This window comes from Aquirufa antheringensis, assembly GCF_004307425.1.
In the GTDB taxonomy this organism is placed as follows: Bacteria; Bacteroidota; Bacteroidia; order Cytophagales; family Spirosomataceae; genus Aquirufa; species Aquirufa antheringensis.
Genome location: NZ_SEWZ01000004.1, coordinates 434,445 through 458,269 on the forward strand (window position 1 = coordinate 434,445; position 23,825 = coordinate 458,269).

Below are 23,825 nucleotides of genomic sequence, written 5' to 3' on the forward strand. Positions count from 1 at the left end.
TTTATAATTTCAGTATTTTTTCTAATTCAACCTGGTTAATCACTACCGGATATTGTTGTTTTAATTTCGCTACCCACTCCTTTTCTAAGCGCTCTTGCAAGGCACGAATCACTAGACCTCTTGCCTCTTCAAATGAACGAGAACGCTCAGATTCTACTTTCTTTATTTCCACAAAGGCAAATTTACCCGCGGCTTCGTAGTTTTTAGCACCTACAGTCCATTCGACAGCGTCAATCACTGGCGATAGGCCTTTTTTAAAGTAACCTTCATTTGCTTCTAAACTACCCGGCTTTAGCGCATTAAAACGCTTGACGACATCGTCCATACTAGCCGAAAAGAACCGGAAGGAGACACGCGCATTCTTTGCTTTCACCGTTTTAGATGCCGCTTTTAAGTTCGCTTCATCTTTCTGGATAATACGCTGAGAAGAAATTCCTTTGGCATTTAAATAAGAAACGACCTTATTAATACGCGCTTCAGATAAGCTATCCGCCTCGGAGGCATCGCGGTGGCCAGAAATTTCTACGACGTAGTCGACGTTCTTCGCCATTGTCACAAATAATTCGGCTAATAATTTATTCGAAGGCTCCTCTAATTTTGATTCCTTTAAACCAAAGGAAAGATCGGCTAACTTCTTATTCATTGGATAGGGTGACTTTTTCAATAAGTCTAAAGCCTCTTTTAACGTCTTCTGAGAATCTGCTACTACTAATTTCGCTTCTACACGAGCAGGCATGACAAACGCTGACTTATTTGCTAGATAGAATTTCGACTGTGTTAAAGAATCCAAAGACTTCTCAAAAATCTCCTGATCCGTCATTTTACTAAATAAACTCCCCTCCAAAAAATCAGCCATTTGCTCTTTAAACGCAGGGTATTTACTTTCTAAATTGGCCTCTTCCGCATTCAACGTTTCCTTCTCAATCAGCTCATCTAAATACGATTGTTCAGAAACGACAGGTAAATAACCGAGCGATTTAATACGTCTCTTTTGCTGAGCCTGAACGTGTGTATAAAAATCACCTACCGTATATGTTTTGTCTAAGACCGAAAAAATAGGCTCTTGCAAGAAAGGCTCAGATCCCGTTCTTTCCACGTTCATACGCTCAAAAGCGGCCTTCTTTGTGGCTTCTTGCACGATTACCTTATTCTCCACGCGAACGCGCTTCATAAAAGCTTGTTTGATTAAACTTTGACGATCCGAATCGGTCAGTACTTTTTGTTTAATGAACTCTGACATATCTTCAAATGTCAAGAGTGGTTTTTTATCTATCAACTTAAATAGTTGCCAACCTAAATTTGTCCGGATGGGCTTGGAAAGATCTCCTAGACGCTCTAATCCGAATAATGCGTCTTGCAATTCCTCACTTAAATCAGATGAAAAATACCAACGTCTAATTTCTCCCCCTCGACCTCTTGAATAAGGATCCTCCGAGTAATTTTTACAAACCAATTCAAAACTTTCTCCCGCCTTTAAATAGGCTTCTACCTGTTCAATTTTCTTTTTAGCCTCTACTTGCAAGGCCGTAGGTGCATCTACGGCAGCAGAAACAATGATATGGGCTAAACGAATCTTCCCTGAATTAGGTCGTTGATTCAAAATCTTGACGATATGGTATCCGCTCGCCGTACGGAAAGGCTTAGAATATTCACCTATTCCGATGGAATAAATCGCATTTTCAAAATCATAAGCGGTTTGAAGCGAGGTAATATACCCTAAAACTCCCCCTTTAACAGCAGACATTTCATCCTCTGAAAAGCGCGTAGCGAGAGTAGCAAAATCTTCACCCGCTTTTAACTTCTGGTAGATATGCTCGATTTTCTGAAAAGCGACTAAAGTATCCGCTGGGCTCGCGTTTTCGCCTAATTTCACTAAGATTTGGCTCACCTTTTTCTCCTCTTTCATTCGCTGATACGCCTGCTTAACGAGCATATCTAACGTAGGCATATCCACCAAATAAGGCGTAGCTAATTCCTTTCTAAAACTTGCATACTCTTCCTTAAAGTCTGGTTGATCAGCTAATTTCTCCTGTTCTGCCGCTACAATTTTCAATTGATAATCGATGTAATCAGATAAAAAAGCCGCTTGATTATCCTTGGTAATGCTATCTGACTCGACTAAAGGCTTGTAGACTTGCAGAAAACTCTCTGCCGATATCTTCTTAGGGCCAATCTGTATAGGTGATGCGCTCTGCGCGAAACTCGCGAAAGGCAAACATAAGACAAATCCAACTAGTAATTTTAAATCTTTCATTCTTAAAAATAAGCTAACAAAATTACGAATAATCCCCGACATAAACGGTTAATCTACGTTAATTTGAATCTGGTACCGGTATTCATAGGCATCGATGAATTTTCGACCACCTACCCACTTGCCGGTGCGAATAGTGGAAGCACCTGAATCGAAGTCCCATTGGGTCTCTGAGACACCTAAAAGGTCTTTCATATCTAATTCACTTACCCAATCCAGCCCTAAAGACCCGGCTTTCATTCCCCATAAAAACCAGGCTACTGGATTTTCGGCGGAAGTTAAGGCCAAAGGCAAAGCCAATACCCCACTCACCGAATTAAACCGATTCACCCATTTCTTCGTGGGCTGGTAGTCTTCGATTTCGAAGAGGGAAAGTTGGAAGCTGGCTTTTTGGCCCGAATGTAAACGTATTTCCAACGCTTTAATTGTATCTAAACGAATGACTTGTCCCTTCTTTACTTTCCCTAAATACGATGAGAATACCTTAACTGGCCTTACTTTATCATTCTCTATGATACCTACGGCACCTACTAATAAAAGCTCATCTCCTAACATCTCCTGCGTCTTAAGTACAGATAAAGTCTTCAATGATACCCGCGTATTTTTATCCTCCGGAGCTGAAACCGGTTGAACAAAAGGTTTTCGAGCACAAGAAAACAAGGTAATCAAGAAAAGAAAAGGAATTATACGCACGGTGCTGGTTCTTGCTGGGTCAAACAATGAAAACTGCCTTGTCCCCAAATAATCTCCCGAGCAGAAAGTCCTATCACGGGACGATCATTGAATAATTGACGCAATATTCCTAAGGCAATTTCGTCTTGTGGACAATCGAAAATAGGGACCAAAACTCCTGCATTGCAGATATAAAAATTCGCATACGAACCTGGGGCCCTAAAACCATCAATCACCACGGCATCCGGCATGGGAATCTCGACTATCCTTAAAGGCGAGCCGTCTAATAGCCTCATTTGCTTTAATTCTGCCAAATTAGCCGCCAAAACCGCATGATTTTCATCCTCCACATTCGGTTCCACCATCGTGATCACCGTATTTGTATTCACAAATCGCACCGTATCGTCGATATGTCCATCCGTATCATCTCCTACAATCCCATCAGATACCCAAAGCACCTGTGAAACGCCGTAATAATTTTTCAAATAGTCTTCGATCTGTTCTTGACTTAGGTGAGAATTTCGATTCGGATTCAATAAACAAGAACGACTCGTTAAAACCGTACCTGCTCCATTAAAGTCTACCGATCCTCCCTCCATAATAATACCAGGAGTAGCGGATGGCAATGATAAACGTTTCGCAATGGTCGACGGCAACGCATTATCATCCGAAAATGGCGGATATTTACCACCCCAGGCATTGTATTCCCAATTCACGACTAAACGTTCGGCACTTCCTTCTTTGACTAAAAAAGCTGGCCCGTGATCGCGGCACCAGGCATCATTTGTGGGTTGAACATTGAATTCGATTTTGGATGGATCAATACCATAAACAGGCAATTGACTTTCCACAAAAGCCTGTAAAGCAGCGGAATTCACGTTAATTCGCACCAGTTCTCCTTCAGAAATCGCCTTGATTAAGGCAAAATATTCTGGGTACATCTGCCCTAATTTCTCCTCCTGCCACGAGTGATCGTTATGCGGAAAAGTAATCCAGGTAGCTACGTGTGGATGCCATTCGGCAGGAAAAAAGTATCCTTGTTCTTTCGGAAACATCTTCTTAGGCTTTTAAACGTTCAGCAATCAGGCGCAAACCTTCTAACGTAATTAATTTATTTACCTCATCGAAATACGAGGCTAAAGGTGTCAAAATCGAGGACAATCCGCCCGTCGCAACCACCTTCAAATCTCCCTTTTTATCTTCTTTTACTCGACTGATCATCTCCTTCACCATTCCTACATAACCCCATAGGATCCCCGCTTGAATCGCCGAAACGGTATCGGTTCCCAAGTTAAATTCGGGCATTTCCAATGGAACTTCGGGCAATTGGGCAGTTTGAGAGAACAAGGACTTCACAGCGGTTTTTAAACCAGGAGCAATCGAAACGCCCTCCATTTTACCTTCCGCATTGACTAAAGTGAAAGTTAAGGCAGTTCCAAAATCCACAATCAGTACATTCGATTTATAGTTTTCGTGCGCATAAACGGCATTAGCCACTAGATCAGAGCCTATTTCCTCTGGAACAATGACTTGGATGGCTAAGGTTTCATATAATTTAGGACGCATGAGCGTGGGCGAATAACCTAACCACAAGGCTAATCCACGTTGGATTTGAGGCGAAATCGAAGGAACTACAGAGGATATTAAGGCCAAAGAAGGTAAGGTATCTCCTAAATCTTTGGACGCCCACTCCTTCTTAATCCAATTCACCACCCCATTCGCGCTCCATGGTTGGTGTGTAGGCGTTCTCAAAACTGCTTTCCAGGTTTGATCTTCATAAAAACCAAACACGATATCCGTGTTCCCCACATCCACAACTAATAACATCTCCTTGTTCGTGTTTTGTTTATATATCTTTTTCCAATCCCGCTGACAAAATCGGGAAGCGTAACCAACTCTTCGGATCTAAACTATAATCATCCACATGGAATCCAGGCGCATAGCGCTCTCTTTTCCACTGATTTCGAGCCCAAAGACGGAAGAATCGGCGAACGAATTCTTCGAGCTTTTCTTTGGCAAAAACAGCCCCATAGCGCTTATTCACCTCTTCTAAACACTCATGCGGCGACACTAAATCATAAAAAACTAATCGCTCAATCGTATTTAAAATCGGATAAGGCATCAAATCCTCCTCATCCACCTGCTTTTCAGACAATGGACGCAATTCCGCACTCGGTTCTAGACTATTCACTAAATGCAGTCCCTTAAAGCCCTGAGCCTCTAACCAAAGCAGCCAAGTTCTCACGAAACTCTTATCAATTCCAGAAATAGGGGAAATCGATCCGGAAGTATCGCCGTCCATCGTCGCATAACCCACACTCGCCTCCGAGCGATTCGAAGTAGCGAGTAATAAAGCATTTTTGATATTAGCGAGCATCCAGGCGCTAGGGGCACGGACGCGGGCTTGTACGTTTTGGAGGGTAATATCGTCCTGTTCCCAAGTTAATGGACGACCAATCGCATTTTCTACCAATTCGCGGTAACCTTCAACAATCGAATCTATTTCAATCACATAATGTTGCGTCCCGATCCATTCTGCCAATTCACGAGCAGAATCACGTGTATTTTGGGAGGAATTAACGGTTCCTTGATAAATGGTCGTTAATAATTCAGACATCGCTTTAACTGAAGTAGTCAAGGGAATGTAATTTAGCTTTTGCTTCAAACCCTCCCAGCCTAATTCTTCTTTTGCATACTGAATACTCAACGCACAAAGTGAAGCAATGGCAGACGAATCAGCTCCACCAGAAAGAGATAAAACCCATCCCTGTGAGCGAGATTTACGTAAATAATCAAATAAACCTAAGGCTACGGCATGTGAGAACTCTTCCTCTTTTTTTGTTTCTGAACTTTCCCAAGCCGGGACTTCGGACGTTTTTATGGAATGCGTTTCTGGAAGATGAATTTCAAACGAAACCACATCCTCTCCTGAATCCTTTCGTTTTTCCAACGTCAATTCGTGGGAAACTAACGTATAATCTTGGTAAGAAAAACGCGGTGTTTGGGCTACAATAGAACCCTGGTGAGCGATGTAAGCATCTCCGTCAAAGATGATGCGACCTGCTTCGTTACCCAATAAGTTAGCAAACAGATAGGCGCCATTAATAATTTTAGCCCCTTCAAGGGTTAATTTCTTTCTAATTTCTGCTTTACCAAACGCGAAGTGAGAGGCCGTCGGATTACAAATCACTGAAACGCCTCGACGAGCTAAATCATACGCCGGTCGTTTCACCCCTTCCCAAGCATCTTGGCAAATCTCCATACCTAAGGTGATTCCATTAAAATGGATGCGGTAATCTCCTAATGGGATTCCCTTGTACATTTTCCGCTGCCCTCGAGGCCAAGGTTTAAACCAACGCGGTTCATAATGTACGCCATCATCCGCCAAAAATTGTTTGGGGATCAAGGCTTGTATTTTACCCTGCGCTAAAATAGCAGAGACATTGTATAAATCTCCTTCAAAAGGCAAAGCTAAACCTACCACCGCAACTATTTCAGCAACCTCAGAAGCGATTAACTCCAGAGACTCCCACGATTTAGCCGCTGTAAATGGCGCTAAAAACTGATCCTCACAACCGTAACCTGAAATACATAATTCAGGCAAACACAAAAGAGACGAACCTTCAGCAGAGGCCTGAGAGATAGCCGCCAAAATACGTTGGCGATTTCCCTCCCAATCTAAAGGCAATTGATTCAGCGATCCCACGGAAAAAACGACGTTCTGCTTCATCTAGATTTCTTTTTAGATTGATCGGCGCGAATATGCTTGTAACGGGGTGTCCACATCCAAGAAAAGGCCACATTCGGACGAAAATAACCTACTCCGTGGCGGTGTTCCACCTTAACACGGCAGGTTTGATAGGGACAACGAGCTGACCAACAAGCGGATAACAAGCACAACGTGCCCACTAGCCCTACAGCAAGAAAAAGTCGATTTTTTGCGTTTGTTGGATTCATCGATTAGTTAAATTACAATTCTAGACTTAATTTTGTGATTCAATGTAAGTCCAAATGCAATCCAACCCCAAAGATATAAAAACCGCCGTAAAAAGAGCCGAATTTACCTATCCAGTAATGGAATCTTTTTACACCCTACAAGGGGAAGGTAAATACCAGGGACACGCTGCCTATTTCATTCGCTTAGGCGGTTGCGACGTGGGTTGCCATTGGTGCGATGTAAAAGAATCATGGCCGGTAGATACACATCCAATCAAAACCGTAGCCACTTTAGTCGCTGAAGCACTCGAGAATCCAGGCCGATTAGTGGTTATTACGGGTGGAGAACCGTTGATGCACGATTTAGGCCCTTTGACAGAAGCTCTACAAGAGGCAGGATTCAGAACCCATATCGAAACTTCCGGTGTCGCAACGGCCATTACTGGAACTTGGGATTGGATTTGCTTCTCCCCTAAGAAGTTCAAAGCACCTAATGAAGGTATTTTAGCCCTTACGAACGAACTCAAAGTCGTGGTAAACCACCCTTCTGATATCCCTTGGGCTCAAGAATGGGCAGAAAAACTTCCTAAATCAGCGGAATTATACTTGCAACCCGAGTGGTCCAAGCAAGAACAAATGAATCCCCTTATTGTGGATTTCGTGAAAGCGAATCCGACGTGGCGGATTTCGGTTCAAACTCATAAATTTCTGCAGATTCCATAGCATTCAAGGAATCAATACGCGACTTCTCGGTCACCGGTTTAATGTGTACCATTGAAAAACCGTAAGGAATTAATCCCAAATCTTTAGCCGCAGCCCTCGATACATCAATAATTCGCTTACGGCTATGAGGACCACGATCGATAATACGAACGAAGGTGGTCTTCTTTGTTTTGGGCATATACACCTCCACCCACGTATTAAATGGCAACTTTCTATGTGCTGCCGTGAATTTAGCTGGATTATACTTCTCACCACTACTCGTCCGATGTCCTTTCAATCGATTGGAGTAGAAAGACGCCTGCCCTTTTTGCACCTGAGCACAAACAGAAAAACTGAAAAATAGAAAAAATAGTATCCGCATAAGGATACAAAGCTAGGCCGAATCTCTCCGTAAAACAAAAAAGCCCCCGAAATCGGAGGCTTTTTCAATCTATTGAAACAGAGATTAACGATTCGCCATATCGACAAATGCACGCGCAGGAGAACCTACGTAGATTTGACGAGGACGACCGATAGGCTCCTTGTTTGTCATCATTTCTTGGTGTTGAGAAATCCAACCTGGAAGACGCCCAATCGCAAATAAGATTGTAAACATATCCGTAGGGATACCCAAAGCGCGGTAAATGATCCCTGAGTAGAAATCTACGTTCGGGTATAATTTACGAGCCACGAAATACTCATCACTTAAAGCCGCAGCTTCTAATTCTTGAGCAATCGTTAAAACAGGATCCTGAACGCCCAAAGCCGTTAACACATCATCCGCTGCTACCTTAATAATACGAGCACGTGGATCGAAGTTCTTGTAAACACGGTGTCCAAAGCCCATCAAACGGAAGCCAGACGTCTTATCTTTGGCCATCGCCACAAACTTAGACGTATCACCACCCGCTTGCTTGATCTCTTCTAACATCTCAATCACCGCTTGGTTTGCACCACCATGTAATGGACCAAACAAGGCTTGGATACCACCTGAAATACTAGAGAATAAACTAGCGTGTGAAGAACCAATCAAACGAACCGTAGACGTAGAACAGTTTTGTTCGTGATCTGCGTGTAAGATTAATAATTTGTTCAATGCCTTAGAAACGATTGGATCTACTTTGTAATCTTCGCCTGGTTTAGCGAACATCATTTTCAAGAAGTTAGAGCAATAGTCTAATGATTGATCCAGAGCCACTAATGCTTCTCCGATTGATTTCTTGTAATTCCAAGCCGCGAAAATAGGCAAGGCAGCGATCAAACGTAAGATGTTTTCCTTCGTTTCAGCTGGATTATATTGACCTTCCATTAAACCTACTAGAGCTGATAATTCGCTCATTGGGTGCGTTGAGGACGGAATAACTTGTTCAATTTTCAATAAAACGTCATTCGTTACTGTGTATTTCTTAACATCAGCTTCGAACGCATCTAATTGAACTTGTGTAGGCAATTCGCCATTTAATAATAAATAAGCCACTTCTAAGAAGCTAGCTTTATCGGCTAACTCTTCGATGCTATAACCACAATGTCTTAGAATTCCTTCTTCGCCATCTAAAAAAGTAATCGCACTTTTTGTTGCACCCGTGTTCTTGTAACCTGGATCATACGTTACGTATCCAGATAAATCGCGAAGTTTCGCAATGTCGATTGCCTTTTCATTTTCGGTTCCTACTAAAGTAGGTAATTCGAACGTTTGGCCATCGAGGTTAATCACAGCATTTTGAGACATAGTTGTAAGCTTATAAAATTCAAGGCACTAAGATAATACGTAATTCTGAAAGGTGTATTACCTTTATAATTCCACGAGAAATAAATTTAATAAAGACAATTTTTTCTTCTAATATTTCAATATAAATCCATTTTTATGCCGCAGCTCTCGGAATTGATTCAAAAATACGCCTTCACATCGAAAGATCGTTTTCTTGACTATGTCCAAATAGACACCCAATCCGACCCCCACTCGAGCAGCAGCCCCACGACAGAAAAACAAAAAAATCTAGGAAAGGTTTTGATTCAGGAGCTTCATTCCCTCGGAATTTCCAATGCCCACCTAGATGAATTTGGTTATGTCTATGCGCACATCGCCTCCAATGTAGCTCACGAAGTTCCCGGCCTTTGTTTTTGTGCCCATATGGATACCTCTCCGGATTGTTCTGGTGAAAATGTTAAACCCAAAGTTCACCCCTATTACCACGGACAAGATTTGGTTTTACCAGACGACCCAACCGTTATTATCCGGCTAAGTGAACATCCTGATTTAGCGGAACAAATCGGCAATGATATCATTACGGCCAGCGGAACGACGCTTTTAGGGGCAGATAATAAAGCCGGAGTCGCTGAGATTATGGACGTCGTGGCCTTTTATGCTACACATCCTGAAGTTCCTCATGGACCCATCACGATTCTTTTCACGCCGGACGAAGAGGTCGGCCGCGGTACCGATCACGTGGATATGGAGAAGATTAATGCCCAATACGGCTACACCTTAGATGGCGAAAAGCGCGGCCATTTAGAGAATGAGACTTTCTCCGCGGATGGATTTGTCGTCAAAATTCAAGGTATTTCCCAGCATCCGGGTTTTGCCAAAGGCCGAATGGAAAGTGCCCTTAAAATAGCTGCAGAAATCGTCAATACCCTACCCAAAGATCGCCTAAGCCCTGAAACCACCGAAGGAAAAGAAGGCTTCATCCACCCCACTGACATCTACGGAAGTGTAGAAGAAGCGACGATTGAATTCATCATCCGTGATTTTGACACCGAAAAACTGCGCGAATACGGCTTCATCATTCAACAGATATCAGAAATGGTCTTGCGCAAATACCCTAATTCCACTGCGACCTACAGCCAAACAGAGCAATACCGCAACATGAACGAGATCCTCGTAGATCACCCAGAATGTATTGATCTAGCCATGGAAGCGATGCGCCTAGCTGGTCTAAAAGCCGAAACGACAAGCATTCGCGGCGGAACCGACGGCTCCCGATTAACCTTTATGGGCTTACCATGTCCTAATATCTTCGCTGGCGAACACGCCTTCCACAGCAAACAAGAATGGGTTTCAGTGCAGGATATGCAGAAAGCGACGGAGACGGTTCTTTATCTCGTTAGTTTGTTCGTGGAGCGTTCGAAATGAGATTATAGAGTAGAGATTATAGAGTAGAGATATGGAATCGCCTTCGGCGATGATTTCAGAAATGATTTTAATTACACGCACAAAAAAAGGATCTACTTAGATCCTTTTTTTGTATTTATCTCTTCTCTTTACTCTATAATCTATACTCTAAAGATATTGCGCAGCACATTTTCGAACCGTTTTTAGAAATAAATATAGATTTCAATTCAAAAAATCATTGTTCAGCACAATCTCTTCATAGAAATAAATTATTGTGTGATGTGAAGAAAATATTGCGCAGCACATTTTCGAACCGTTTTTAGAAATAAATTTAGATTTCAATTCAAAAAATCATTGCGCAGCACGATTTTAGAATTGAAAACTAAATTTATTCCCACTCAATCGTAGCCGGCGGCTTACTCGAAATATCATACACCACGCGATTCACGCCTTTCACCTTATTGATAATCTCATTCGAAATACGACCTAAGAATTCGTAAGGTAAGTGGCACCAGTCAGCGGTCATTCCATCCACACTGGAAACGGCACGCAAAGCCACCACTTGCTCATACGTACGCTCATCCCCCATGACACCCACGGATTGGATAGGTAAAAGAATCGCGCCTGCTTGCCAAACTTGGTCATACAAACCATCCTCCTTCAAACCATTGATGAAAATGGCATCCACTTTTTGCAAAATATCCACTTTTTCTGGTGTGATATCGCCTAGAATACGGATACCTAAACCTGGTCCAGGGAAAGGGTGGCGGCCTAAAATGTCTTTAGGAACACCTAAGGTTTTACCCACTAAACGTACCTCATCTTTAAACAAGGCATCTAATGGCTCTACCACTTTTAACTTCATGAAATCAGGTAAGCCACCCACGTTGTGGTGCGATTTGATGGTTGCGCTTGGTCCTTTAAGGGAAACGGATTCGATTTTATCTGGGTAAATCGTGCCTTGGCCTAACCAAGAAACGCCCTCGATTAAATGGGCCTCCTCGTCGAATACCTCGATAAAGGTCTTCCCGATGGCTTTGCGCTTGTCCTCTGGATCTGTTAAGCCTTTTAGGGCGTCGTAGAAGCGTTGTTTGGAGTTTACTCCTTTCACGTTTAGGCCTAGTGTTTCGTAAGATGCCAAAACTTGTTCGAATTCATCCTTGCGCAACAAACCATTGTCTACGAAGATGCAATACAGGTTTTTACCGATCGCGCGGTGTAATAATACCGCAGCCACTGAGCTATCTACCCCGCCAGAAAGACCTAGAACGACTTTGTCATTCCCTAATTTGGCCTGTAACTCTGAAACCGTTCTATCTACGAAAGAATCTGATGTCCACGTCTGAGCGCAGCCACAAATTCCTACGATAAAGTTCTTGATTAAAATACTTCCTTCCGTCGAGTGCGTCACTTCTGGGTGGAATTGAATACCGAAAATAGGCTTCGAAACGTGTGCAAATGCCGCTACACGTACTGTCTCCGTTGAACCAATTAATTCATATTCAGACGGCAATTCCATAATCGTATCGCCATGTGACATCCACACCTGACCTGTAGCCGATAAGCCTTTCAATAATGGACTCTCTTTTACACTCGTCATGTGCGCACGACCATATTCGCGGTGACCTGATGCTTGAACGGAGCCTCCGCCCTGATGCGCTAACAATTGCGCTCCATAGCAAATTCCTAAAATGGGCAAAGAACCAAACAGACTTAAATCTACGCGAGGAGAATCTTCATCTCTCACCGAACAAGGGCTACCTGAAAGGATAATCCCTTTCACCGATTCGTCGATTTCTGGAATGTGATTAAAAGGATGTATTTCGCAATAGACTTGCGCTTCTCTGATGCGACGCGCAATTAATTGGGTCACCTGAGAACCGAAATCAAGTATAAGGATCTTTTCCGCCATGTTTGTTTTTGCTTAAAAATAAACGGCAAATGTCGGAATTTTTTGCCTAATTCTAACGATAAAGCAGGTAATTTTGGCGCATTTTTTGGTATTGCACTAATCCTGGCTCCCAAGAATCCCGAATATCCTTCTCCGATTTACCTGCAATGATGGCTAAACGCAATTGATCTGTGCCCGCTAGCTTATCAAAGAAAGAAGGCGATGTAAAGAATTTCTCCCCTAAACCTGATTTACTGTAGAAATACAGGAGGTATTTTAAACTAAAGCCTAGGTTACGAGCTGGCAAGGTAGATAGATTATATCCGTAACAGGTTTGATCTTTCAAGGGAGGATCCATCGCGCCTGGCTTTGGTACCGGCGTAAAAGTATAATCCCCCAGGCCGGCGATATTTGTTCCGACTACCTGAAACTGCAAATCGGTTCCTCGTCCGATGCTCACATTCGTACCTTCGAACAAACAAAGCGATGGATACAAGGCGATGGATTGATCATTCGGCAAATTAGGCGAGGGAGCAATGGCCACATGAACTGGAGATGCGTGAGTATAATTCTTGACAGGAATGACATTCAGGGAGGCTTTGGCACTATTTGCTAACCAACCTTCCCCATTAATCATGCGCGCTAATTCTCCTAAAGTACATCCGTGCACGACCGGAATCGGATTCAAACCTACGAAAGACGCCTGCGCCTTTTCCAATACGGGTCCATCGACATAATGCCCATTCGGGTTCGGGCGATCTAAAACCATCAAAGGCACCTTATTCTCCGCACAAGCCTCTAAGACATAATGCAAAGTGGACGAATAAGTATAGAAACGCGCACCTACGTCTTGAATATCAAACAAAACAACATCAATCCCTTGCAAATCCTCCGCAGTAGGTTTCTTATGTTTACCATACAAAGAAATAAGAGCAAGACCCGTTTTGCGATCCACCTCATTATCGATGTGCGCCCCAGCATCTGCCGTTCCTCTAAATCCGTGTTCTGGAGCAAAAATCTTTTTCACTGATACGCCTAGTGACAATAAAGTATCGGCTAAATGCGTCTTCCCTACCACGGAGGTATGATTAACGACTAAGGCAATTTGTTTGCCTTTTAGGGCTGGCAAGTAAGCGGAGAATTGTGCGGCACCTGGAATGAGCGTTTTTTGACCCAATCCGGTAAATGCCAAAAGGCAGAACATTAAAACAATACTATTTGATTTACGCCCCATTCGTGTTTTCTTTGCGGTTCAGAATTGAAAATCAAATCTAATGAATTTCCCTCTTTTTGTCGCTAGGCGTATTCGGAAAACTCAAGACACCTCCTTTTCTAAGACGGTGACCTATGTGGGTATCGGTACAGTGGCGGCAGGAACGGCGATTATCTTGGTGGCGTTTGCGATTCTTTTTGGCTTTAAGACGACTATTCAGGACAAATTGACCAGCTTTTCTGGAGATGCGCGCGTTTCACAGATTTCGGGGAATCGGTCTTTAGCGGAAAGTCCTCTGACCCGTAACCGAGCATGGGAAGCTAAAACGCTCCTACGTCCAGAAGTAGATCATATTCAAGCCCACGTGCAGAGACCGGGGATTTTAGTAGGAAAAGAAGGATTAGCGGGGATTGTCGTAAAGGGTATAGGAAAAGATCTTCCGACGAAGCAATTACAGAAGAATATCATTAGCGGCTCTAATAGCCTGAATGGTCCACAGGAGGTGATTGTAAGTGAGGCTTTGGCCAAACAATTAAAGGTCAAAACCAACGGTTCGCTGATTCTCTATTTCCTCAGCGCTCCCGAGAGACCGCGTAAAGTGAAAGTCGCCGGCATCTATGAGACGGGACTGGAGGAATTGGATAAAATATTTGTCCTAGCTGATCGGGATTGGGTTCAAAAGATGAATGGTTGGACAGCTGACTCACTAGGCACTTATGAGGTCTTCTTTAAAAGCAAAGAGAATCTAGAAGCAAAAACAAATGCGCTGGCTAAAACCATGCCGCCTGAATGGCGCATACAACCAGTGACAGAGATCTACCCTGCACTTTTTGACTGGATGACGATGCTCGACCGTAATATTGTTATCTTCATTAGCCTCCTCTTCGTAGTGGCCTGCTTTAATCTGATCGCTACGCTTTGGGTTTTAATCATGGAACGTGTTCCCATGGTAGGACTCTTAAAATCTATGGGCGCCTCCGCAGCTCAGATCCGTCGTATTTTCTGGTGGAATGGTCTATTTATTTTGGTACGCGGCTTGCTCATCGGAAATGGTATTGCCTTTTCGTTCTGCTATTTGCAGTCGAGCTACCACCTGATCCCCTTGGATCCGGAAAGTTATTATATGAGCAGTGTGCCCATTGAATGGGACCTAGCCACTTGGGGAATCGTCAATGCGCTGACGATTGTGTTAGTAAGTTTCATGATGTCCATCCCTACCCTGTTGATTACTAAAATACAGCCCACCGAGGCACTGAACTTCAAGAATTAATGTTTAAAAAACTCCTGTTCCTCTTGTGTTTTGTTTATGGAGTCAATGCACAAGACAGCCTCCGCTATTCGATTGACCTGAATCGCTTGGAAAATGATCGCTTACGGGTAGAGGTGAAATTGCCACAAGGCGTTAAGGAGTTTTGTTTCCCCAAAATGGTTCCAGGCACCTACGCGATTTATCATTTTGGACGCTATGTAAGTAATCTACAAGCCTTCGATGCCTCAGGAAAAGTAATTTCAGTCGTTCGCAAAGACACGAATACCTTCTCCTTTAAAAATGCCTCCTCACTTAGCTACGAAGTGGATGACACCTGGGATAGCCCAGAGATCAAGGGGACCTATATTTTTGAACCTGCAGGCACGAATTTCCAGGCAGATACCCTGTTTGCTTTAAATACCCATGCTTTATTAGGCTATGCAAAAGGGTACGAGCAATTGCCTGTCTCCTTACAGTTGAAAACTCCGCCCCGTTTAATCCCCTCTTCCTCTTTAATCGCAAAAGACGGCAAATACGTTGCCTCTTCTTATCAAAAATTAACGGATGCTCCCATCTTAGTAGCAGCCGCCGATACCGTGCACCTTCACCTCGCTAATACAGACATTCTCATTGCTGTCTACTCTCCTTCTCACAAAATCAAAGCCTCCGAAATCGCTACGCAATTAAAGCCCTTACTGAGGGCTCAATTAAATTACTTGGGTGGACGTTTTCCAGTTAATAACTATGCCTTTTTACTGGTGATGTCAGCCCATCTAAAGAATGGAAGTTATGGAGCGCTAGAACATGCACAGTCTTCTTTTTATTATTTACCGGAAGATTCCATTTCCGTCATGGGTCCTATCATTCGCGATGTAAGTGCGCATGAGTTCTTCCACATACAGACTCCCTTGAACTTACATTCAGATGAAATTGGTCATTTTGATTTCCAAAACCCCCAGATGTCGAAGCATCTTTGGCTATATGAAGGATTGACGGAATACGCTGCGCAACATATGCAGTTGCAAGGCGGATTGATTAGTCTACCGGCGTTTTTAGAGCGAATGACGGAAAAATACCGAACGAGTAACTTTAGCTATGACAACACTATTCCTTTCACCAAAATGAGCAAAGGGGTCTTGTCTCATTACAAAGAAGAATATGGGAATGTGTACCAAAAAGGGGCCTTGATTGGCCTTTGCCTTGATTTATACCTTCGGAGTGAAACAGAAGGACGCTATGGAACTCAACAGCTTATCCGTGATTTGTCTGCCCGCTTTGGCCCAGAAAAATCCTTCGCTGATCAAGCATTATTCGACTTGATACTCGAAACGACTCAGGTAAAAGGGGTGGAGAAATTCTTACGCAAGTATGTTAGTGGAAATGAAGAATTGCCCCTAGCCAGCTTATTATCTAAAGTCGGATGTGAATTACGCAGTACGGATGACAAAAAAGACAAAATCGCCTTTTTAGCGGCAATGAAAAACGAATTAAAGGAAATGAAAAAACCAAGCCCAGCCCAATTACAGTTGAGACAGGCTTGGATCCACCATTAAATACTTTGCGCTTCCACCACCGCAATCGCCACCATATTCACGATTTCGCGAACGGAGGCGCCTAATTGCAATACGTGTACCGGTTTGCGAAGACCTAACAAGATAGGCCCGATATATTCGATATCAGCTGCTTCTTTTAACAAGTTATAGGCAATATTAGCGGACGACAGACTTGGGAAAATTAACGTATTGGCCGTATCGTTGCCTAGCGTAGCAAAGGGATAGTTCTGCTGTCTCAGTTCCTTGTCAAAGGCTAAGTGTGCCTGCATCTCCCCTTCGATTACCCAATCAGGATGCTTCTCTTTTAGGATAGCCGTGGCTGCGCGCATTTTTAGGGCATCGTCCCCATCAGCTGAACCAAAGTTCGAGTAAGATAGCATCGCCATCTTTGGCTTTAAATTAAAACGTTCTACTGCCTCTGAAGTCAATTCCGTAATCTCGACGATATCTGCAATGGATGGCTGGAAATTGATCGTGGTATCTGAGAAAAATAAAGGCCCCTGCTTACTTAACAACAAGTACATACCGGCCACTTTATTCACCCCGGGCTTCTTACCGATGATCTGCAACGCAGGACGAATAGCGTCTGGGTAGTTTTTGGTCAAACCAGAAATAACCCCATCAGCTCGATTCGTTTCTAACATCATCGCCGCAAAGTAATTACTCTTGCGCACCTGCTTTTCTGCCTCCCACTTCGTGAAACCACGGCGCTTCCGCTTCTCATAGAATAATTCCGCAAATTCGGCTAACAGCGCTGCATTATCCGGATGTTTAAAATCGAAGATCTCAATATCCCCCAAGTCGATGTGGTGCTCTTCACAAATCGCATCGATATTCGCTTTGCGCCCTAATAGAATTGGCTTAGCGATTCCTTCGTCTAATACCTCACGAACGGCCTTCAATACTTTCAAGTTCTCCGCCTCAGCGAAAACAATCCGTTTCGGATTCGACTTCGCTCGCTTCAAGATGAACTTCATTACCTGGTTATCTAAGCCTAATCGTTTCGCTAGTTGATTCTCATAGACATCCCAGTTTTTGATCGGCTTTGTAGCAACGCCGGATTCCATGGCCGCTTTTGCCACAGCCATCGAGATCGTCGTGATTAAACGCGGATCGACTGGTTTAGGAATTATGTATTCTGGGCCAAAGCTTAACGATTTCTCATTATAGGCCAAATTCACAATATCAGGCACTGGTTTCTTCGCTAAGCAGGCCAAAGCCTTTGCCGCCGCCAGTTTCATCTCATCATTAATTTCTGAAGCACGCACATCCAAGGCTCCTCTAAAGATGAAAGGAAAGCCTAAGACGTTATTCACTTGGTTAGGGAAGTCAGAACGTCCCGTCGCCATAATCAAATCCTCTCTTACCGCCTTCGCCTCTTCATAACCAATCTCCGGCGTAGGATTCGCCATCGCAAACACAATGGGATTTGCAGCCATGGTCGCCACCATCTCAGGTTTTAAGATGCCTCCTACTGATAGGCCTAAGAAAACATCTGCACCTTTCATCGCTTCTGCTAAAGAGGTATTTCTACCTGCCTTACCCGCTAATGGGGCTAGATAACGATTCAAATCCGGACGATCTTCGGATACTAATCCGTCCTTATCGAAGATATAGAAGTTCTCGATGCGCGCACCGAGCTTTAAATATAATTTCACGCAGGAAATAGCCGCAGCCCCCGCACCTGAAATTACAAACCTTGTCTCCTCGATTTTTTTATCTACGATCTCCAATGCATTTAACAGCGCCGCAGACGAAATAATCGCTGTCCCATGCTGATCGTCGTGCATGATGGGAATCTTCAAACGCGCTTTTAACTTCTCTTCGATCTCGAAGCATTCCGGGGATTTGATATCCTCGAGATTAATCCCGCCAAAAGTCGGTTCTAAACGAGCCACCGTATCCACAAATTCATCTGGATCCGTCACGGCTAATTCAATGTCAAATACATCTATATCAGAGAAAACTTTGAAAAGAACACCTTTCCCCTCCATCACGGGCTTACTTGCCTCTGGGCCTATATTACCTAAACCTAAAACGGCAGTACCGTTTGAGATAACACCTACTAGGTTCCCTTTGGCCGTATAATCGTAGACTTTCTCTACATTTTCTGCAATTTCTAAACAAGGCTCAGCCACACCCGGCGAATACGCTAAGGACAAATCGCGCTGAGTCGCCGTCGATTTCGTCGGTTTTACTTCAATTTTTCCAGGTTTCCCTCCTGCGTGATACTCAAGCGCATCTTGTCTTAAAATGGATGAAATAGACATATATGATTAATTTGTTGATTGTTCTTTTTCAAATTCTCCCTCGTGCTTCGCTATCCAAACCGTCGCCACTCCATTCCCAATAAAATTTGTGATCGCTCTCGCCTCTGACATAAAGCGATCCACTCCTAATAATAAAGCAAGACCTTCCACTGGGATCACTTGCAGGGCACTTAAGGTGGATGCCAAAACGACAAAGCCACTGCCTGTCACGCCGGCGGCTCCTTTAGAGGTCACCATCAAAATGCCCACAATCGTCAGCATCTGTTCCCAAGACAAATGTACGCCATAAACTTGGGCTAAAAACAAGGTGGCCATCGATAAATAAATACTTGTCCCATCGAGATTAAACGAATAACCCGCCGGAACTACCAGGCCTACCACGGACTTCGAACAGCCCATTTTCTCCAATTTATGCATCAAAGAAGGTAAGGCAGCCTCAGAAGACGAAGTGCCTAATACCACCAACAATTCATGTTTGATATAGCCCAAAAACGCCCAAATCCGCTCTCCACAGTTACGCATGATCAAACCTAAGACCACAAAAACAAAAATCGCCATCGTCACATAGACCGTCAGCATAAGTTTTGCTAAAGGAATTAAAGAATGAATTCCAAACTTCCCTATCGTAAAGGCCATCCCACCTAACGCTCCCAATGGCGCTAAATACATCACAATCTTCAATCCTTTAAACACCCAATGCGAAGCCTGCTGCATCCCGGCAATCATCTTCGCCTTTCCTTTGACATAATTCAAAAAGATCCCAAAGAAGATCGAGAAACCTAAAACCTGAACGGTAAAGTTTTCCTTTAAAAAGCCGATCCAAGAGAATCCGGCTGCTTTTTGTGTATACTTAGAAATATCTCCACCGGCTATATCGTCTCTGATGACACCGATACCGGGTTCAATGAAGGTAGAAACAGCTAATCCGATGAATAAGGCAATCGTAGTCACCACCTCGAAATACAGTAAGGCCTTGCCGCCCACACGACCTACCTTTTTCAGGTTTCCCATATTCACGATCCCTAAAGAAATCGTCAAAAAGATGATAGGGTTGATAAAAAGCTTCACTAAACTGATAAAGACGCCACTGAAAACTTCGCTCAGCGTAGGTCCAAAACTCAAATCAGCTCCCAATAAATTATAACTAAACTTCGATTCGATCACCTTGAACAAGGCTAAATCAGGTGTAAAGTGTCCCACGAAAACCCCTAAAAGAATGGACAATAAAACCCAAAAAGTCAGGTTCTGGAAAATATTTAGTTGCTTCATTCGTTTAGCTTCGGTTGACAAACAAATGTAAGAATTATTAAGAAAAATCACCGCTTGTGTTTCTGCCTATATTTCCCGAATTTTGTAGGCTCATTCCCTTTCGATAAAAATACAGATGTCAGAAAAAATCAAATGCCTAATTATCGGTTCTGGCCCAGCCGGATATACCGCTGCTATTTATGCCTCACGTGCTGGTTTACATCCAGTGATGTACCAAGGTGGACAACCCGGAGGACAATTAACGACTACCACAGAAGTTGATAATTTCCCTGGCTACCCGAATGGTATTGATGGCCCGGCAATGATGATCGATTTAGAGAATCAGGCGAAGCGTTTTGGTACAGATGTCCGTTACGGAATGGCGACTAAGGTGGATTTCACCTCCTCTCCCAAGAAGGTTTGGATTGATGAATCGACAGAAATCGAAGCGGATGCTGTCATTATCGCGACTGGTGCTAGTGCGAAATGGTTAGGATTAGAAGGAGAAACGAAATTTAATGGCTTGGGTGTCTCTGCTTGTGCCGTATGTGATGGTTTCTTCTACCGTAACCAAACAGTAGCCGTTGTAGGCGCAGGAGATACTGCTGCTGAAGAAGCGAGTTATTTAGCGAATTTGTGTACCAAAGTCCACTTAATCGTTCGCCGTGGCGAAATGCGTGCTTCCTTGATTATGCAGGAGCGCGTGAAGAATAATCCTAAGATTGAAATTCACTGGAACTCAGAAACAGAAGAAATTTTAGGCGATGCAAACGGGGTAACCGGCATTCGCATCGTGAATAATGTGACTAAAGCGACTGAAGAAATTGCCTTAACTGGTTTCTTCGTTGCGATTGGACACCAGCCTAATACGTCTATTTTCAAAGGACAATTAGAGATGGATGCTCAAGAGTATTTACTCACAGAAAAAGGGAGTGCTCGTACGAATATCGAAGGCGTTTTCGCTTGCGGTGACGTACAAGACACGATTTATCGCCAAGCGATTACGGCTGCAGGTAGCGGTTGTATGGCGGCATTGGACGCGGAACGTTGGTTAGCCGCGAACAACTTACATTAATTTAGACTTATGAGGTTAATTACCTATGTTTTTGGATGTATTCTGCTGCTATCGGGCTTTGGTCTGAAGGCACAAGAGCGGAATTTATTCAAGAAAAAAACAGAAATCGAAATCAAATCCAATTCCCAGCTTTTCCAAGAAAAGAACAAGAAGAAGGATGAACTAGATGAACTTCCCCCTTTGCAATTCAGAAATGAGACGGAATCCGTAGGGGTTACCGCAGGCTCTGAATTACAGGAACGCAAGTTCGAGCCCATTAAAATGGTCAATGCGAGTATCAGTAATTTTGATACCACGTCCATCGACGAAGGCGAGAATCTGATCGTAGAGATCGAAGAAGAGGCTGCACCAGAAGGTACAGAGGATTTTGTGTCAGTGGCGTCTTATTTCGCGATTTGGGATACTAAAATTATTGATCCCTATGATATAGATGCTAAAGAATTTGACGAGCCTGTCGACATCGAATTATACAACACGGCGGCTGGACGTAATTGGGCAGCACCCTTAGAAGTTGTTAAGCAAACCAGTCCATTTGGACCACGCTGGGGACGTTTACACGCTGGTGTGGATTTAGACTTAGAGACGGGTTATCCCGTCTTCTCCGTATTTGATGGCATTGTCCGCGTCAGTCATTACGACCGTTCAGGTTATGGAAATTATGTATTAGTCCGACATTATAATGGATTCGAGACATTGTACGCTCACCTAGCCTCTCCTGGTGCAGAACCAGGAACGCTTGTAAAAGCAGGGGATCAGATAGGCGTAGGAGGTAGTACCGGACGAAGCACTGGTTCACACTTGCACTTTGAGACGCGTTATGAGGGCAATCCGATGAACCCGAAGAACGTTTATAACTTCAGTCCATTCGAACCCGTTTCTGATCACATTATTTTAACGGCTCGCTCTTTTGACATTCGCTCCCTATCGTTGAAAAACGAATACGGTGCTGTAGGAGATAAAGTACGTTCGAGAACAAAGGCCTGGACCAAAGTTCGTCAAGGTGACACCCTAGGTGCCATCGCTAGACGTACCGGTGTATCGATCGCTAAATTGAAGAAGTTAAATGGAATGAAGAGCTCATCGGTTATCCGAGCTGGGCGCCGAATTCGCATCCATTAATCGCCATGAAATTAGATATCCTCGTGATGGCCGCACATCCAGATGACGCTGAATTAAGCTGCGCTGGAACCATCATTTCGCACATTGCTGCCGGCAAAAAAGTAGGAATCGTGGATTTCACCCGCGGTGAATTAGGTACGCGAGGAACACCCGAAATACGTTTGCAAGAATCCGCAGATGCTACTCAAATCTTAGGTATTCATGCCCGAGAAAATCTAGGTATCCGAGATGGCTTCTTTAGAAACGACGAAGAAACCCAGTTAAAACTTATCGAAATCATCCGTAAATACCAACCAGAAGTGGTACTTGCAAATGCCTTAGAGGATCGTCATCCAGACCACGGAAAAGGGGCACAATTAGCGATTGATGTCTGTTTCTTATCTGGACTTCGCCAAATCAAAACCGGCGACCTTCCTGCCTGGAGACCCAAACAAGTCTACCACTATATTCAAGATCGCTATTTAGAACCTGATTTCGTGATTGATATTACGGCTCATTGGGATCAAAAAGAAGCCGCTATTCGCGCTTTCAAGAGTCAATTCTTTGACCCTAATTCTGCTGAACCGGCTTCCTACATCTCTAGCCCAGACTTTTTAAATTTCATCCAAGCGCGCGCGATGGAAATGGGTCACAAGATTGGGGTGAAGTATGGGGAAGGGTTTCAGAGTCAGAAGACGTTGGAGAAGAAGCTTTTATAAATTTCAAAGTTCAAAGAGCAAAGTTCAAAGTTGGAATCAAAAAAGCGGCGAAAGCCGCTTTTTTGATATACTCGAGAAATATTTAATTCTTTAACCATCGCCGAAGGCGATACCATCTTTGATATTTGAACTTTGCTCTTTGCTCTTTGAAAAAGCGCCAGCGCTTTTAAGGAGCTACCCGATAACACTCCCACTCCCCTTTCTCCCGGGCATCATACACCACACGGTCATGCAAACGAGAGGGTCTGCCCTGCCAAAATTCAAAATAATCTGGCACTAGACGATAACCGCCCCAATGATCTGGTTTAGGAATCGTTTTGCCTTCGTATTCAGCCGCTAATTCAGCATAGCGTTTTTCTAAAACTTCACGGGAATCTACGCGGGCACTTTGCTCCGATACCCAAGCGCCTAATTGAGATTCGCGCGGACGAGAATGGAAATACGCGGTGGATAATTCAACAGAGAGTTTTTCGACGTGGCCTTCGATGCGAATTTGTCGTTCTAATTCAACCCAGAAAAAGGTAATGGAAGCTTGGGAAGCAAAAGCTAAGTCTTGGCCTTTGCGGGATTCGTAATTCGTAAAAAAGCTGAATCCATGGTCCACCGTTTTTAATAAAACAATACGACCTGATGGACGACCGGATGCACTTACCGTACTTAAGAACATGGCGTTAGGCTCCGTAATCTGCGCAGATTGGGCTTCTTTAAACCAAACAGCAAATTGAGCAAAAGGATCTGGATGTACGTGTTGTTCGTGCAATTCTCCTTTTTGGTAGTTTAGGCGCAGGTCAGCTAAGTTCATAAGTCGTTGATATTTGTTATCTTTACAAAGGCAA

20 protein-coding genes are annotated in these 23,825 nt (G+C 43.6%); 7 read left to right on the forward strand and 13 right to left on the reverse strand.

Going from position 1 to position 23,825, the window contains the following annotated elements; all coding sequences use genetic code 11:
- Position 1: 1 nt before the first annotated feature.
- The 6 genes from EWU21_RS10555 to EWU21_RS10580 are packed head-to-tail and all read right to left on the reverse strand — an operon-like array spanning position 2 to position 6,880.
- Positions 2-2,254: a peptidylprolyl isomerase gene (locus tag EWU21_RS10555; protein ID WP_161566506.1), complete on the reverse strand. Its 2,253-nt coding sequence runs from the start codon at positions 2,252-2,254 to the stop codon at positions 2-4.
- Positions 2,255-2,302: 48 nt separating this feature from the next.
- Positions 2,303-2,944 carry a hypothetical protein gene (locus EWU21_RS10560; RefSeq protein WP_130896927.1) on the reverse strand — a complete coding sequence of 214 codons (642 nt, stop codon included), beginning with the start codon at positions 2,942-2,944 and terminating at the stop codon, positions 2,303-2,305.
- Complete coding sequence (locus EWU21_RS10565; protein WP_130896928.1) at positions 2,935-3,978, reverse strand: agmatine deiminase family protein; 1,044 nt, start codon at positions 3,976-3,978, stop codon at positions 2,935-2,937. Before EWU21_RS10565 ends, EWU21_RS10560 begins: the two co-directional genes overlap by 10 nt.
- A 4-nt stretch (positions 3,979-3,982) precedes the next feature.
- Entirely contained in the window at positions 3,983-4,750 is a 768-nt protein-coding gene (locus tag EWU21_RS10570) for a type III pantothenate kinase (RefSeq protein ID WP_130896929.1), read from the reverse strand.
- A gap of 19 nt (positions 4,751-4,769) precedes the next feature.
- Complete coding sequence (gene nadE, locus EWU21_RS10575) at positions 4,770-6,653, reverse strand: NAD(+) synthase (protein ID WP_130896930.1); 1,884 nt, start codon at positions 6,651-6,653, stop codon at positions 4,770-4,772.
- Entirely contained in the window at positions 6,650-6,880 is a 231-nt protein-coding gene (locus tag EWU21_RS10580) for a hypothetical protein (protein WP_130896931.1), read from the reverse strand. The genes nadE and EWU21_RS10580 overlap by 4 nt, the downstream gene beginning before the upstream one ends.
- 54 nt (positions 6,881-6,934) lie before the next feature.
- Between EWU21_RS10580 and EWU21_RS10585 the strand changes: the two genes are divergently transcribed.
- The gene (locus tag EWU21_RS10585) at positions 6,935-7,582 is read left to right on the forward strand and encodes a 7-carboxy-7-deazaguanine synthase QueE (RefSeq protein WP_236633214.1); all 648 of its coding nucleotides are present in this window, start codon (positions 6,935-6,937) and stop codon (positions 7,580-7,582) included.
- Here EWU21_RS10585 and EWU21_RS10590 read toward each other — a convergent pair.
- Positions 7,506-7,943, reverse strand: coding sequence for a septal ring lytic transglycosylase RlpA family protein (locus EWU21_RS10590; RefSeq protein ID WP_130896933.1), 438 nt, complete (start codon positions 7,941-7,943; stop codon positions 7,506-7,508). The two genes, EWU21_RS10585 and EWU21_RS10590, sit on opposite strands and share 77 nt — an antisense overlap.
- 84 nt (positions 7,944-8,027) lie before the next feature.
- Complete coding sequence (locus EWU21_RS10595; protein WP_130896934.1) at positions 8,028-9,290, reverse strand: citrate synthase; 1,263 nt, start codon at positions 9,288-9,290, stop codon at positions 8,028-8,030.
- A gap of 135 nt (positions 9,291-9,425) precedes the next feature.
- Here EWU21_RS10595 and pepT point away from each other — a divergent pair, with 135 nt between their 5' ends.
- Positions 9,426-10,694: a peptidase T gene (gene pepT, locus EWU21_RS10600; protein WP_130896935.1), complete on the forward strand. Its 1,269-nt coding sequence runs from the start codon at positions 9,426-9,428 to the stop codon at positions 10,692-10,694.
- Between the two features lie 367 nt (positions 10,695-11,061).
- Here the strand turns inward: pepT and guaA are convergent, their stop codons facing one another.
- Positions 11,062-12,585: a glutamine-hydrolyzing GMP synthase gene (guaA, locus tag EWU21_RS10605; protein WP_130896936.1), complete on the reverse strand. Its 1,524-nt coding sequence runs from the start codon at positions 12,583-12,585 to the stop codon at positions 11,062-11,064.
- Between the two features lie 52 nt (positions 12,586-12,637).
- The gene (locus EWU21_RS10610; protein ID WP_236633215.1) at positions 12,638-13,798 is read right to left on the reverse strand and encodes an exo-beta-N-acetylmuramidase NamZ family protein; all 1,161 of its coding nucleotides are present in this window, start codon (positions 13,796-13,798) and stop codon (positions 12,638-12,640) included.
- A 40-nt stretch (positions 13,799-13,838) separates the two neighbouring features.
- Between EWU21_RS10610 and EWU21_RS10615 the strand changes: the two genes are divergently transcribed.
- Both EWU21_RS10615 and EWU21_RS10620 read left to right on the forward strand, forming a co-directional pair.
- Positions 13,839-15,047 (forward strand): ABC transporter permease, encoded by a 1,209-nt coding sequence (locus EWU21_RS10615; protein ID WP_130896937.1) that lies wholly within the window; start codon positions 13,839-13,841, stop codon positions 15,045-15,047.
- Positions 15,047-16,579 carry a M61 family metallopeptidase gene (locus EWU21_RS10620; RefSeq protein ID WP_130896938.1) on the forward strand — a complete coding sequence of 511 codons (1,533 nt, stop codon included), beginning with the start codon at positions 15,047-15,049 and terminating at the stop codon, positions 16,577-16,579. Before EWU21_RS10615 ends, EWU21_RS10620 begins: the two co-directional genes overlap by 1 nt.
- Here the strand turns inward: EWU21_RS10620 and EWU21_RS10625 are convergent.
- Together EWU21_RS10625 and EWU21_RS10630 are read right to left on the reverse strand one after the other, a co-directional pair.
- The gene (locus EWU21_RS10625) at positions 16,576-18,849 is read right to left on the reverse strand and encodes an NADP-dependent malic enzyme (RefSeq protein ID WP_130896939.1); all 2,274 of its coding nucleotides are present in this window, start codon (positions 18,847-18,849) and stop codon (positions 16,576-16,578) included. The two genes, EWU21_RS10620 and EWU21_RS10625, sit on opposite strands and share 4 nt — an antisense overlap.
- A 6-nt stretch (positions 18,850-18,855) precedes the next feature.
- Positions 18,856-20,118, reverse strand: coding sequence for a cation:dicarboxylate symporter family transporter (locus EWU21_RS10630; RefSeq protein ID WP_130896940.1), 1,263 nt, complete (start codon positions 20,116-20,118; stop codon positions 18,856-18,858).
- A 115-nt stretch (positions 20,119-20,233) separates the two neighbouring features.
- Between EWU21_RS10630 and trxB the strand changes: the two genes are divergently transcribed.
- The 3 genes from trxB to bshB1 are packed head-to-tail and all read left to right on the forward strand — an operon-like array spanning position 20,234 to position 22,989.
- Entirely contained in the window at positions 20,234-21,172 is a 939-nt protein-coding gene (gene trxB, locus EWU21_RS10635; protein WP_130896941.1) for a thioredoxin-disulfide reductase, read from the forward strand.
- 9 nt (positions 21,173-21,181) lie between these two features.
- Complete coding sequence (locus EWU21_RS10640) at positions 21,182-22,291, forward strand: peptidoglycan DD-metalloendopeptidase family protein (protein ID WP_130896942.1); 1,110 nt, start codon at positions 21,182-21,184, stop codon at positions 22,289-22,291.
- A gap of 5 nt (positions 22,292-22,296) precedes the next feature.
- Positions 22,297-22,989 (forward strand): bacillithiol biosynthesis deacetylase BshB1, encoded by a 693-nt coding sequence (gene bshB1, locus EWU21_RS10645; RefSeq protein WP_130896943.1) that lies wholly within the window; start codon positions 22,297-22,299, stop codon positions 22,987-22,989.
- Between the two features lie 166 nt (positions 22,990-23,155).
- Here the strand turns inward: bshB1 and pdxH are convergent, their stop codons facing one another.
- Positions 23,156-23,791, reverse strand: a complete 636-nt coding sequence (pdxH, locus tag EWU21_RS10650) for a pyridoxamine 5'-phosphate oxidase (RefSeq protein WP_130896944.1) — start codon at positions 23,789-23,791, stop codon at positions 23,156-23,158.
- Positions 23,792-23,825: the final 34 nt, after the last annotated feature.